This is a genomic window from Acinetobacter sp. ABJ_C5_2, assembly GCF_044538485.1.
GTDB classification, from domain to species: domain Bacteria; phylum Pseudomonadota; class Gammaproteobacteria; order Pseudomonadales; family Moraxellaceae; genus Acinetobacter; species Acinetobacter nosocomialis_A.
In genome coordinates, this window is sequence record NZ_JBIUCS010000017.1 from 14,855 (window position 1) to 27,280 (window position 12,426).

Below are 12,426 nucleotides of genomic sequence, written 5' to 3' on the forward strand. Positions count from 1 at the left end.
TGATTTATGGATAATTTAAATAACGCAAAAAAAGATAATTTTTCACGGAAGACCATATTAGTAACAGGTGCAGCAGGTTTTATTGGCAGCAGGCTGATTGTTGATCTTCTACGGGAAGGTCATCAGGTAATTGCTGCGCTGCGTAATGCCGCAACCAAGAAAGATAAGCTGTTAGGTTTTATCGCAACAGAAGGACTAGCCGATCCGTCTATTTCGTTTGTTGAATATGATTTAAGCCGTGATTTTAAGCTGGACTCTTTACTAGCAGATGCTCAGACAAAGATCCATGTAATTTATCATCTCGCAGCATCATTTAATTGGGGCATTAGCAAAGCTGAAGCTGAGCGTACCAATATTAAGTCAGGACTTGCCTTAATTGAATGGGCTGCAACATTGAAGCAGCTTGAGCGATTTATCTGGATTGGCGGGTATCGTGTGGCTGCACCGCCGCAAGAATCGGCTGATGAGTTGTATTGCAAACATGGTGGCTATGAAGCTTCAAAAATTTTGGGTTATCAAGCTTTCATTGAGGCCTGTAAGCGTTTAAATGTGCCATGGACTGCAATAAATCCAGCAACAGTCATTGATGGTTTTTATAACTATGGCGATATGCAGTATATCGGTATTGCTGACATGATTGATAAGCTCTATCAGGGACGTCTACTGGCATTGCCAGGTGGCCGTGATACATTCCTGCCACTATGTAATATGCAGTATATCGTGAGCTTTTTGATCCGAACGATGTCTTATCCTGAGACCATTGCTCAGGAGTATATGCTGCTTGATCCTGCGACACCGAAATTTCATCGCTTAGTTCACCTCGCTGCTGAGCACCTAGGAGTGAGCACTCCACATTTACAAGTACCCAAAGGTCTATTAGAGAAATTACCTGAGGTATTACTTGATGGTTCTAAAGAACAACTCTCTTTCATTTCTACCGAGCACTATCATGTTGCTGAGGCAGAGGCGATGGCGGCGAAGATGGGTATTGCGGACCTGATCAATATCATGCCTTATTTTTCTCGCTGGATTGATCGTTTGGTGCTTACACGCTTTGGTCGTATGCAAGTATCCACACCTAATTCTTTTAGCTATCAGAACCGATATTGGACAGAAATCTATACTAAACAGTCAGTTGGTTCAGAAAAATCTTCCGCACTATTTTTACACGGCATTCCATTCGATAGCGCATGTTGGTCTCCAATCATCAATAAAATCACATATGATCAGGTCGCTATGATGGACTTACCCGGACTTGGGCGTTCGGGTAGTTATGAGGTGATGGAGGATAACAATCATCATTTTATTGACACTGCTGCAGAGCTGTTAGCGCCAAATAGTGTTGTGATTGCCCACTCGTTAGGGTGCCTCTTTGCATTAAACCTTGCAAAGAAATATCCAGAAAAAGTTGCACGCCTTATTCTCATATCGCCTTATTTTGTTCAGGCACAGGCTGCTAAAATGTTTCAGATACAAGCCATATCGAAACTCATTTTCCGTTTTGTGCCAAAAGATGTAATTGCTAAAGATCTGCATCCAGATGGACAACAAAATCTGTCAGTAAGATATGCGATGGACTCACTACGCCGCTTGTCAGTGTCTAAGCATATTAGTGAGTACATGCACCACATTAATTTGCCGCAGCAGCGCGCTACACAGACAGCTTTACTCACTGAACTTCGCTCTAAAATCGAGATTATTGTTGGGGAAAACGATCCAATTGTTACCACAATCAGTCCTGAGATTCCTGTACATATCATCGCTGGTGCAGGTCATAATCCGCATGTTACCCATGTAGAAGCGGTTTATGATTACCTTACACCGGTACTGACGAAGTACATCAACACTACAGAACAGCTTAGTGATGTCTGATATAGCCCAAGTACAGGTTTTTGTTTGCCCAGTTTCACGGGTACCACAAGATCATGTGATATTGAGTCATTATCTCAGCTTTCTCAACGAGGTTGAAAAGTTGAGATATGATCAATATCTTCCTCATGCTGCACGTCTTTTCTTAATTTCTCGTGTGTTAACGAAGTCTGTTTTAGCAGATAAGCTGGGTATCTCACCCCATGAAGTTAATATTCAATTACAACCGAATGGCAAACCTTTTGTACAAGGCAGTAAGGCTATTTATTTTAATCTTAGTCACTCAGCGGACGTTATTGTCCTTGCTGTGACTGAAGAAGGAGAAATAGGTGTTGATGTTGAACGAGTGAATCGAGAGTTCGAATGGAGGCGTGTCGACAGTGTATTAGACTTAAGCGAAATTGAGTGGATTCAGCAAAATGAATGGACTAATCCAACTAGTGTATATCAACGTTTTTTTCAAATATGGACCTTAAAAGAATCCTATATTAAATGTACTGGTGAAGGAATGAGCCGTCATTTAAAGAAGCTCAACTTTCATGTATCACCTGAACATATACAATTTTGCGATTTAACCAAGAATGATGTTCAAAGAACCGAGCAGTATCATTTTAAAAGTTATATCTACAATTATAGTTTTATCTTTTCCCTATGTTTACAGCAGAGTCATTGCCTAGAAAGCTTTAATATAGATTGTTTTCAATTATTACCTTATATATCTACACGTCGAATAACTCTAGAACCTTGCGACATAACTAACTTAAATCAATGCAATGAGTGATTTTGAAATTCTAAATATATAAACAGGTCAAAAGAAAAAGGCACTTACCTTTCGATAAGTGCCTTTTGAATTTGGAGCGGGAAACGAGACTCGAACTCGCGACCCCAACCTTGGCAAGGTTATGCTCTACCAACTGAGCTATTCCCGCATATATGAGCAGTTTTTACTAAAACTTTCTCAAAAAAAACCAATCTGGAGCGGGAAACGAGACTCGAACTCGCGACCCCAACCTTGGCAAGGTTATGCTCTACCAACTGAGCTATTCCCGCGTGCCGCTTATAATACATTAAGCAAAACAAGGGTCAATAACTTTATGCAAATAATTATGCTGATTGCATAAAATAAAAACAGAATTGAGTATTTAGAGTTATTTTTATTGATAAGTTGCCGAATAAATAGACATTTTGTTTGAAGTCAAAGCGTACAAGAGCAACTTTTGTTTATGTGTAGACAGGGTATACTAGGTCTAAATATACGAATAATCGTAAAAGGAAAAGCTATGAGCCTTGAGCAACAGTTGATTGAACGGTTACAGACCCTTGCACCTAGCCATTTAGAAGTCATTAATGAGTCTGCCGGCCACGGTGGTTATTTTCCTGGTAAAGAATCACATTTTAAAGTGATTGTGGTAAGTGATGAGTTTAACGGGTTGCGTTTGGTTCAACGTCATCAAAAAGTTTATGCCTTGGCTTCTGATTTAATGAATCCAGGACAAATCCATGCCTTAGCAATCCATGCCTATTTGCCAAGTGAGTGGCAAGGACAAGCGCCAGCGAGCCCAGAATGTGCACATGCACCTAAAAGCTAAGGGCTGATTTATGGACGCACATTTACTCACTAAAATTATTCATATGACTGCGGTGGCTGCCGCACTTATGGTATTTGTTTTACGCGCTTCTACACTGTTCATTGGTGTACAAGGTCAACAACCTAACCCAGCAGGGCGTAAAGTATTAGTTGCTTTGCAGCATTTGTCATTTACTGTGGTTTTTATTACGGGTGCAATTTTACTGGTAATGAAGAACTTTCAGGTCCAGCCATGGTTTTACGCTAAAATTATTTTATTTTTAGTGCTGTTATCATCACTAATGAAAGCCTTTAAAAAGGATGACACTATTTTACTTGCCCAGCGCCGTGCAGGTTTAGCTATTAGTGCAGTCGCATTTATTGCCATTATTATTTTGGTGATCGTGAAACCAGTTTTTGCTTAATTGTTCTACATTCTTTGCCTTTTTGCTTAAGCTCTAGGTTAAACTGCATACAATAAAAAAATATGTAGAGGGAAGCATGCTAACTCGTGTGGTGTTTAACCAAAAAGGCGGTGTAGGGAAATCAAGTATTACTGTAAATTTGGCTGCGATTAGTGCCAAACATGGCTTTAGGACCTTGGTTATCGATCTTGATCCTCAAGCCAACTCTAGCCAATACCTTTTAGGCGAAGAAGCAACTTACGCTGCTGATAAAGCCGTTTTAGAACCAAATATTGAAAACTTCTTTGAAGATGTGCTGGGGAATAATCAACAAAAAGGCTTAATTGGTAATGCACTAGGCTCAATTTTAAAAGCCCCTCGTAACAAAGATCTCGACAGTTTTGTGCACTCTACATCTTTTGCAAAATTAGATGTGCTTCCAGCAAGCCCTACGCTTGGCGCACTTGAGCACGCACTTGAAAGCAAGCATAAAATTTATAAGTTGCGTGATTCTATTCAAAGCTTAATTGGGCGCTATGACCGTATTTATATCGATACACCACCAGCCTTTAACTTTTTCACGTTGTCTGCCTTAATTGCAGCAGATAAAGTCCTGATTCCTTTCGACTGTGATGTGTTTTCAAAGCGTGCGTTACAAACATTGATTGAAAATGTTCTCGAAACGCAAGATGATCATAATGATCGCTTGGAAATTGAAGGAATTGTGGTGAATCAGTTCCAATCCCAAGCAAAATTACCGCGGGAAGTGGTTCAACAGTTAAAAGATGAGGGCTTACCTGTGCTTAATAGCATGTTACCGCCTTCGATTTTAATGAAAGAATCACATCAGAAAAATTTACCTTTGGCTCACTTGGCGCCAGAACATAAATTGACTCAGTCGTATGAGGCATTGTTCAGCGAAATTGAACCAAAAAGATAAGAGAAAAATGATGAAAGGCTTATATATTGTGCCTTTGGCAGCAGCCACTTTACTATTGGGCGCTTGTGCCACGACGGTAAAACCGACTTATGTGTCTCCGACACAGTATCAATCTTTGAGTTGCCAACAACTGCAAAGTGAATATAACCGCATTCAACAATATATCGACAATGGTGTACAGACTCCAAAAAGTACAGGTATGGGTGTTGGCGTTGGACTTGGTGGTGGCTGGGGACGCGGCGGTTGGGGTTTCGGTCCATCCATTTCTGTCAACATGGGGCAATCTTCTTCAACCAAGAACACTGAACTTTCACGTGTAATGGGGCAACAAGAAGCCATTGTTCAGGCTGCTCAGTTTAAAAATTGTCCAATTATTGTTCGTAAAAAGGCGAATTAATAATCAATTTTGCATCACAATATGCTAGTCAAAGCATATTGTGATGATTAAAGTTTAGCAAAATGTTTCATAATAAAATAAATATAAATCAATCACTTTTTAAAAATAACACTCTAAATTAGCTGTGTTTTTTCTAGTCAAAATACTCTCTAAACTTGCTATATTTTGCCTATTTCGTTTAAGGTGGCCGCATCTTTACCAATGTGGAAACTTTATGATTGAAAGCTGGTTTTTTGTATTAGCAATGTTGGCTGTGTTGCTTATCCCGGGTCCGACAAATGCACTACTTGCAACCGCTGCTCACTCACAAGGTTTATCTAAAACATTCTGGCTTATTCCAATGCAATGGTTGGGTTATGCTTATGGGATTAGCTTTTGGGCTGTGTTTATTCATTTAGCGGCCCCAGTTTGGCCTGCGCTACTGCTCATTTTGCATATTACGAGTGTGTTATATGTGTTCTGGATGGCATTTCGTTTATGGAAAACTACGCATTTACAGCAGTTTAGCCAGAATCACCGTAATATTCGTCCACGTCAGCTATTCTTCTCTACTTTAAAAAATCCTAAGTCCTTACTGTTTGCAGCTGGTATTTTTCCAGCCGAAACATGGAATTCACCTGAAAATTTTCTTATGGTTTTTGCCGCTTTTACTTTGACGCTTATTCCTGCGGCGAGTTTCTGGATGATTTTTGGACGTGCTTTATTGACGGGTTCAATGCAAAAAATAAAAGCCGATCATTTATATAAAGGATCGGCCATGTTACTCATTTTATGTATGCTTCCCGTGGTATTTCGTTTCTTCTAAATGCAGTCTTAAACGTTAGCCTTACGGTTTTTTAACTTCTCGCGGATAAATCCGATAATACCCGGTAGAACACTAATAATAATGATGCCGAAAATAAGATGGGTAAAGTTGTCTTTTACAACTGGCATATTTCCAAATAAATAGCCCAAAGTTACAAAAGAAGCCACCCAGCAGAATGCTCCAATTAAGTTATATGTTAGGAAAAACTTATAATTCATACTACCGGCGCCAGCAACAAAAGGAGCAAAGGTACGGGCAAATGGAATGAATCGAGCAAAAATAATTGTTTTGCCACCATGGCGGGTAAAGAATTCTTGAGTTTTCGTTAAATGCTGTTTGTTAATGAGGCGGGAATTCATTTCAAACACACGTGGACCGATAAAACGTCCAATATGATAGTTCACTGTGTCGCCTAGAACTGCTGCAAGGAAGAGTAGAGTACCCAACAACCATGGATCCATCTTACCTGTAGATGCGGCTAAAGCACCTGCTGCAAATAATAAACTATCGCCCGGCAAGAACGGCATAACCACTAGACCAGTTTCGACAAAAATAATTAAAAATAAAATGCCATAAATCCAGGTCCCGTAATTTGTAATAAATTCGGCCAGATGCTGGTCAACGTGTAGAATAAAATCAAGAAGTTCCATGAGATAACTAAGTGGTAAACCGTGCTCAAATCGTAGCAGTGAGCCTATCGAAAGTCAGTATAAAACATCAAAAATATACAAATTGATCATTCTATTTGTGCAACGATATATATGGATTTTGTATATTTAATTATCAATGTCCCAAACCTAGAATAAGTTCATCAACAAATAAGCATTTAAATAAAGGTGGCTGTATGTTTAATCCAAATGTGGTGGTCAAAAATATCGTAACGCAACCAGGCGCGGACAGTTTTATTAGCCTTGTTGCTCGTGTACTTATTGCGTATATCTTCCTTGTTGCTGGCTGGGGGAAAATTACTGGTTATGCAGCAACTGTAGGTTATATGGAAGCGATGGGTGTTCCAGGTGGAATTCTACCATTAGTCATTTTGGTTGAGTTCGGTGGTGGTTTAGCCTTGTTATTTGGTTTCCAAGCACGTTTTGCAGCTTTTGGTCTTGGAATCTTTAGTATTTTAACTGCGTTCTTGTTCCACCAAGGTGGTGCTGATGCAGCAGCGCAATATAACAATGGCATCCACTTTATGAAAAACTTTGCAATGGCAGGCGGTTTATTCTTCTTGATGCTTCACGGTGCTGGACGAATTAGCTTAGACCATGCAATTGAAAAATAATATTCAAGACAAAATAAAAACCGGATGATTAATTCATCCGGTTTTTTTATATTTAGAAATTAGAGCATAAACTGGATTTGTAATTCCCCAACAACAAAACCAAGTACTGCGCCTACTGCAATGAGTGCCCACTCATCTTCTTTGAACGCAGGACGTAACATGCCTTCAAATTCAGATGGTGTTAATTTTTGCATACGTTCAATTAATGTACTGCGAATGTTCATAGCATCTTCTGCATACGACTCAACATATTTCATGGTCTCTGGCAGTTGTTGCATAATACGTTCAGCAACCTGCGTTTTCATATTCTGGTATTTTTCTCCACCAATTGCATAAACAACAAGTGGGCGAATCACACCTGCTTGCATATCAATTTCCTGTTTAACATGGCGGTTAACTAGCTCAATCACACGCGCAGAGTGAGTACCGGAAAACAACTCTTCCATCATATGACGTGAAGTTAAAAGCTGTTTGGAAATTAAAGCTGCATAGTCAGCTGCTACTTCATTTTGACGTTTAATAAACAGACCTTGCCATGTGTAGCCCAATATCTTTTTCGGATAGAGCGGTCTAAACATCATTTGTAGCGCAATCCAGTCACTAAAGAATCCTACAAATCCGCCAAACATCGGCAGCATCCAAGGGTATTTGCCTTGTGTGATAATCCAGCACAACATTTGGATTACACCAATACCAAAACCGAATACAAAGCCAACATTACTGAAAAATTTAAATTCTTGTTTGCCTACACGCTTAAAAATATTGTTGAGGAGACGTTTGTCTTTAAGCAAGTTGCTAATCACCAAATGCTTAATATCAAAATATCGATTTACGTCACGTTGCACTTCGCTCATGATGTGCTCGACTATTTCCGGTGCTTTTGATTGCACTCTACGGATCAGTCTTTGACGGGCAAACTCAGGCATACCTTCCCATAAACCGGGTTGATACTCTTGCGCCACTTCACGCGTAATATCTTCTGCTGCTGCCATTAATGGTTTTTCAATTTCTTTGGCAATACGCTTTGGGTCAAGACGAGCAAAAATTTCTTCGGGCTTAATCAGCTTGGCTGTCATGAGTTCAACAGCAATGGTTGCCATTTTTTCAGCTTTACGAGGCACGATACCTTGCCAGCCAAAAAACGGTTTAATACCTTTAAATTCAAGTGGTGAGAACATCATTTGAATGGCAATCACTTTAGTGACATAGCCAATTAAACCACTCATGAAAGGAATAGAGACATACAACCAAAAATGTTGCTGGAAATCTGCAATCATACTTTGAAGCATTGTTGTTCCTTAGATTTCTATTGATTTTGATATGGGGCAACAAGCCATAAAAACGGATAACTGTTTAAGGACAGACAAATATCGCTAATGGTATTTACCTTTCCATGGTAATGCCTGTTTTATCGGGTCATCTTAACATCAAATTCACAACGATGTTGCATAGAATGTGATGAATTTATCAATGTGTATGAAGTTTTTAAGAGGTATGCAGTATGTTGATAAATATCAATAAATTTTAATTTATATTGATCAATCCTAATATAGAAATGATTCTGATATGAAAAAAATAAGATATATGATGATTTGCGGTGCGCCGAAGCGTGAAAAATGTTAAAATGGCGCGCTTAATTCTTTTGCCATTTAGTGGTTTGTCATGACTACCAATACTCAAATTACTGAAGATCGTATCCTGATCCTGGATTTCGGCTCTCAATATAGTCAGCTCATTGCACGTCGTGTACGTGAAGCTGGTGTTTACTCTGAAATGTATGCCTTTGATATGTCTGAAGAAGACATCCGTGCTTTTAAGCCAAACGGTATCATTTTATCAGGTGGACCTGAGAGTGTGCATGAAGAGGGCAGCCCACGAGCACCGCAAGTGGTGTTTGAATTAGGCGTTCCAGTATTGGGTATTTGCTATGGTTTACAAACCATGTCTGAACAGTTAGGCGGTAAAGTTGAGCCGGGTACTGTACATGAGTTTGGTTATGCCGAAGTTGATATCGTTAAACGTGACCAACTTATTGGCAACTTACAAGACCGCGAAAACCAGTTACACGTTTGGATGAGCCACGGCGACAAAGTGAGCAAAATTCCAGAAGGCTTTACAATTACTGCAAGCACACCAAGCTGTCCAGTTGCTGCTGTAAGTGATGAAGCACGTCGTTTCTATGGCGTGCAATTCCATCCAGAAGTAACGCACACGGCAAAAGGTGAAGAGTTACTTGCAAACTTCGTTCATAAAATTTGTGGATGTGGTGGCCTTTGGACACCTGAACACATTATCGATTTACGTGTAGAACAATTACGTGAACAAATCGGTAATGAAAAGGTTCTTTTGGGGCTTTCTGGTGGTGTTGACTCATCTGTTGTTGCTGCACTTTTGCACAAAGCAATTGGCGATCAGTTAACATGTGTATTTGTTGATAACGGTTTACTTCGTTTAAACGAAGGTGACCAAGTGATGCAAATGTTTGCCGAAAACATGGGTATCCGAGTAATTCGTGCAGATGCTGAACAACGTTTCTTAAATGCATTGGCTGGTGAAGTTGATCCAGAGAAAAAACGTAAGATCATTGGCCGTGAATTTATCGAAGTATTTGCTGAAGAAGCACGTAAACTTGATGGCGTAAAATTCTTGGCGCAAGGTACGATTTACCCAGACGTAATTGAATCTGCTGCAAGCAAACAAGGTAAAGCACACGTTATTAAATCTCACCACAATGTGGGTGGTTTACCAGACGATTTAGCATTTGAATTGGTTGAACCTTTACGTGACTTGTTTAAAGATGAAGTACGTAAATTAGGTACTACACTTGGTTTACCGCATAGCATGATTTACCGCCATCCATTCCCAGGCCCAGGTTTAGGTGTTCGTATTTTGGGTGAAGTGAAAAAAGAATATGCAGATATTCTTCGTCTTGCTGATGACATCTTCATGCAAGAGCTTCGCGACAGCGGCTGGTATGACAAAACAGCTCAAGCATTTGCCGTATTCCAACCTGTTAAGTCAGTTGGTGTAGTAGGTGATGGCCGTCGTTATGCATGGGTAATCGCACTTCGTGCAGTTGAAACGGTTGACTTTATGACAGCTCGTTTTGCACATTTGCCATATGAACTAGTTGATAAAATCTCAACGCGTATTATGAATGAAATTAAAGATGTATCACGTGTGGTATACGACGTGTCATCTAAACCACCAGCAACGATTGAGTGGGAGTAAAATTGGGGTTTCAAAATGCAACGCATTTTGCCAATTTTACGCCAAGAGCTGTGCTCACGGCAGTGAAATTTTAGAATAGATTAAGAAAAGCCGACTTGGAAAAGTCGGCTTTTTCTATCTTGATTAATGAAGTTGAAGCGTTTAATTAATTTCTATTAAAGACTCAAATTTTTTCTTATAAGCGTCACTATATTGTTAATTTAAGAGATAATTAAAAACTAAGGAATAGGGGTACAGACGGGCCTATCAAAATGCTCTTATACATACAATTTTTTAAGTGAAAAATTCATTTATTATTAATAAGTAGCTTTAAGCTGAAGAAATAACTTTATGAAAAGAATATTAATAGCCTTCTCAAGTATAGATGGACAAACATTTAAAATTTGTAATGAAATTAGACATATATTGGTTAATGATGGGCATCAAGTTGACGTTGTCTCTATTAATGAGGGTTCTAAAATTAAAGAAGACTATTCATTTATTCTTATTGCTGCCAGTATTCGATATGGAAATTATCATAAATCTGTTTATAAATTCATTGAAGATAATTTATGTACAATAGAGCAAACAGCTAATGGTTTTCTTTCAGTGAGTGCAACTGCTAGAAAAGTTGGTCGAGATGATCCTTTAGTAGATATATACATTCAAAAAATTAAGAAAAGATCAGGTTGGACTCCTTGTCTTGTTAAAATTATAGCAGGAGCAATTGATTACCCAAAATATAAGCTATTTGATCGTTTTATGATTCAAATGATTATGCTAATAACTAATGGTCCTATAGATACTTCAAAGAGCTTTGAATTTACTAATTGGCATAAAGTAAGACTATTTGGTTTGGAAATATCTAATAAATTAAAAATTTAAATATAATTTGGCATTATCTAAATTAAAAATATTCCATAGTTATTGCTAATAAAAAGAGCGTTTAGACGCTCTTTTTATTTATATAGATTTGATAATAAAATTATACATTTTTTAGAGTGATTAAGAAGTATCAACTATATTTAACCTCTATAATTTAAATTATTTTGCTGCTATCCTTTTAACAATAATTAATAAAGATGTATGGTGATGCCCTGAAATTGAGTACATTAATTCTCCATTTATAGTAACATTTTTTCCAACTAAGCTTGCATAATCTCGATATTCATTTCCCATCATTACTAATTGCATTTTTGTATGATTGTCAAAGTTTGGAGCATCTATTGCGCAGTTGATTTTCTTATTAGGTTGTAAAACCCAATAAGTTTCTGGTTTATCACCATCCGCCACACTTTCATAATTAGGTGGCCCTGGATATGTAATTCTTAATAAAGTTCCAGATAAAGTGATTTTCTGACCTTCGCTTACACATGTTTTAGATTGATGAATAATTTTATTATAGAGCTCAGTAGAATTAGAATACCAATTAGAAATACACTGTTTTGTTCTGCAATTCTTACGTAGATACCAATTCTGTTTAATAAGACTCCTAAATTCTTGGGAATTTCCTGTAATAGATTTTGCTTGAGTATAGACTTTGGCTAAAGCTTCATCTTTAACAGACAGATCAGCATGTGAACATATCATTTTTTCAGCGTAATCATATGCTTTATTACAATTAAATGATGCTGCATTAACTTTATTGTTGAGAGCACTAATACTAAATAATGAAAAAAACAATAATAATTGGATGGTTCTTAAACTAATTGAGAGATTCTTCATAATTAATTCTTAAGTAAATAAAAAAATATTATAAGTGTTATTATCTTATAAGTATTTAATATTAATCAATTTTATTTTTTATTGAATGTGTTAAGTAGTACACAAAAAACCTTAAAAATTTATATTATTTATTAAATCATATAATAAATTTTATATTGGTTAATAGGATTTTAAAATAATTATATGGAATAGCTTTGTTATCTATGAGGTCTAAGTAATAATCTGCT

General features: G+C 37.8%; 13 protein-coding genes and 2 tRNA genes. 10 read left to right on the top strand and 5 right to left on the bottom strand.

The genetic code is table 11. The features are described 5' to 3' along the window. The first annotated feature begins 6 nt into the window (after positions 1–6). The gene (locus tag ACH8JV_RS13390; RefSeq protein WP_396521771.1) at positions 7–1,872 is read left to right on the top strand and encodes an alpha/beta fold hydrolase; all 1,866 of its coding nucleotides are present in this window, start codon (positions 7–9) and stop codon (positions 1,870–1,872) included. Further along, positions 1,865–2,650 (top strand): 4'-phosphopantetheinyl transferase family protein, encoded by a 786-nt coding sequence (locus ACH8JV_RS13395; RefSeq protein ID WP_396521773.1) that lies wholly within the window; start codon positions 1,865–1,867, stop codon positions 2,648–2,650. Before ACH8JV_RS13390 ends, ACH8JV_RS13395 begins: the two co-directional genes overlap by 8 nt. Before the next feature lie 72 nt (positions 2,651–2,722). Here ACH8JV_RS13395 and ACH8JV_RS13400 read toward each other — a convergent pair. Together ACH8JV_RS13400 and ACH8JV_RS13405 are read right to left on the bottom strand one after the other, a co-directional pair. Beyond that, positions 2,723–2,798: transfer RNA gene (locus ACH8JV_RS13400), tRNA-Gly, on the bottom strand. Positions 2,799–2,843: 45 nt separating this feature from the next. Next, positions 2,844–2,919 (bottom strand) — tRNA-Gly (locus tag ACH8JV_RS13405). Between the two features lie 230 nt (positions 2,920–3,149). On the opposite strand from ACH8JV_RS13405, the gene ACH8JV_RS13410 reads away from it, so the two are divergent. The 5 genes from ACH8JV_RS13410 (at position 3,150) to ACH8JV_RS13430 (ending at position 5,982) form a co-directional block, all read left to right on the top strand. Next, positions 3,150–3,458, top strand: coding sequence for a BolA family transcriptional regulator (locus ACH8JV_RS13410; RefSeq protein WP_004640501.1), 309 nt, complete (start codon positions 3,150–3,152; stop codon positions 3,456–3,458). A gap of 10 nt (positions 3,459–3,468) precedes the next feature. Continuing rightward, entirely contained in the window at positions 3,469–3,861 is a 393-nt protein-coding gene (locus ACH8JV_RS13415) for a SirB2 family protein (protein ID WP_396521775.1), read from the top strand. Between the two features lie 76 nt (positions 3,862–3,937). Beyond that, the gene (locus ACH8JV_RS13420; RefSeq protein WP_308965596.1) at positions 3,938–4,780 is read left to right on the top strand and encodes a ParA family protein; all 843 of its coding nucleotides are present in this window, start codon (positions 3,938–3,940) and stop codon (positions 4,778–4,780) included. Positions 4,781–4,790: 10 nt separating this feature from the next. After that, entirely contained in the window at positions 4,791–5,177 is a 387-nt protein-coding gene (locus ACH8JV_RS13425; protein ID WP_193329928.1) for a hypothetical protein, read from the top strand. Between the two features lie 214 nt (positions 5,178–5,391). Further along, positions 5,392–5,982, top strand: a complete 591-nt coding sequence (locus tag ACH8JV_RS13430) for a LysE family translocator (protein WP_004883927.1) — start codon at positions 5,392–5,394, stop codon at positions 5,980–5,982. Between the two features lie 8 nt (positions 5,983–5,990). Here ACH8JV_RS13430 and ACH8JV_RS13435 read toward each other — a convergent pair whose 3' ends face one another. Next, complete coding sequence (locus ACH8JV_RS13435) at positions 5,991–6,632, bottom strand: DedA family protein (protein WP_396521777.1); 642 nt, start codon at positions 6,630–6,632, stop codon at positions 5,991–5,993. 194 nt (positions 6,633–6,826) lie between these two features. Between ACH8JV_RS13435 and ACH8JV_RS13440 the strand changes: the two genes are divergently transcribed. After that, positions 6,827–7,264, top strand: a complete 438-nt coding sequence (locus ACH8JV_RS13440; protein WP_263612690.1) for a DoxX family protein — start codon at positions 6,827–6,829, stop codon at positions 7,262–7,264. A 59-nt stretch (positions 7,265–7,323) separates the two neighbouring features. On the opposite strand, the gene ACH8JV_RS13445 is transcribed toward ACH8JV_RS13440, so the two are convergent. Continuing rightward, positions 7,324–8,541 carry a DUF445 domain-containing protein gene (locus tag ACH8JV_RS13445; RefSeq protein ID WP_171057494.1) on the bottom strand — a complete coding sequence of 406 codons (1,218 nt, stop codon included), beginning with the start codon at positions 8,539–8,541 and terminating at the stop codon, positions 7,324–7,326. 385 nt (positions 8,542–8,926) lie between these two features. Here ACH8JV_RS13445 and guaA point away from each other — a divergent pair, with 385 nt between their 5' ends. Together guaA and hemG are read left to right on the top strand one after the other, a co-directional pair. After that, positions 8,927–10,495, top strand: a complete 1,569-nt coding sequence (gene guaA / locus ACH8JV_RS13450) for a glutamine-hydrolyzing GMP synthase (RefSeq protein WP_002054280.1) — start codon at positions 8,927–8,929, stop codon at positions 10,493–10,495. Positions 10,496–10,825: 330 nt separating this feature from the next. Beyond that, positions 10,826–11,359 (top strand): menaquinone-dependent protoporphyrinogen IX dehydrogenase, encoded by a 534-nt coding sequence (gene hemG / locus ACH8JV_RS13455; RefSeq protein WP_343569996.1) that lies wholly within the window; start codon positions 10,826–10,828, stop codon positions 11,357–11,359. Between the two features lie 159 nt (positions 11,360–11,518). Here the strand turns inward: hemG and ACH8JV_RS13460 are convergent, their stop codons facing one another. Next, positions 11,519–12,199 carry a DUF4431 domain-containing protein gene (locus ACH8JV_RS13460; RefSeq protein WP_396521780.1) on the bottom strand — a complete coding sequence of 227 codons (681 nt, stop codon included), beginning with the start codon at positions 12,197–12,199 and terminating at the stop codon, positions 11,519–11,521. Between the last annotated feature and the right edge of the window lie 227 nt (positions 12,200–12,426).

Bases quoted from the DNA above. Each gene is read 5' to 3' on its own strand.
- ACH8JV_RS13435 (WP_396521777.1), bottom strand. From the start codon at position 6,632: ATGGAACTTCTTGATTTTATTCTACACGTTGACCAGCATCTGGCCGAA.
- ACH8JV_RS13445 (WP_171057494.1), bottom strand. From the start codon at position 8,541: ATGATTGCAGATTTCCAGCAACATTTTTGGTTGTATGTCTCTATTCCT.
- ACH8JV_RS13425 (WP_193329928.1), top strand. From the start codon at position 4,791: ATGAAAGGCTTATATATTGTGCCTTTGGCAGCAGCCACTTTACTATTG.
- hemG (WP_343569996.1), top strand. From the start codon at position 10,826: ATGAAAAGAATATTAATAGCCTTCTCAAGTATAGATGGACAAACATTT.
- ACH8JV_RS13440 (WP_263612690.1), top strand. From the start codon at position 6,827: ATGTTTAATCCAAATGTGGTGGTCAAAAATATCGTAACGCAACCAGGC.
- ACH8JV_RS13390 (WP_396521771.1), top strand. From the start codon at position 7: ATGGATAATTTAAATAACGCAAAAAAAGATAATTTTTCACGGAAGACC.
- ACH8JV_RS13395 (WP_396521773.1), top strand. From the start codon at position 1,865: ATGTCTGATATAGCCCAAGTACAGGTTTTTGTTTGCCCAGTTTCACGG.
- ACH8JV_RS13420 (WP_308965596.1), top strand. From the start codon at position 3,938: ATGCTAACTCGTGTGGTGTTTAACCAAAAAGGCGGTGTAGGGAAATCA.
- ACH8JV_RS13410 (WP_004640501.1), top strand. From the start codon at position 3,150: ATGAGCCTTGAGCAACAGTTGATTGAACGGTTACAGACCCTTGCACCT.
- ACH8JV_RS13460 (WP_396521780.1), bottom strand. From the start codon at position 12,199: ATGAAGAATCTCTCAATTAGTTTAAGAACCATCCAATTATTATTGTTT.
- guaA (WP_002054280.1), top strand. From the start codon at position 8,927: ATGACTACCAATACTCAAATTACTGAAGATCGTATCCTGATCCTGGAT.
- ACH8JV_RS13430 (WP_004883927.1), top strand. From the start codon at position 5,392: ATGATTGAAAGCTGGTTTTTTGTATTAGCAATGTTGGCTGTGTTGCTT.
- ACH8JV_RS13415 (WP_396521775.1), top strand. From the start codon at position 3,469: ATGGACGCACATTTACTCACTAAAATTATTCATATGACTGCGGTGGCT.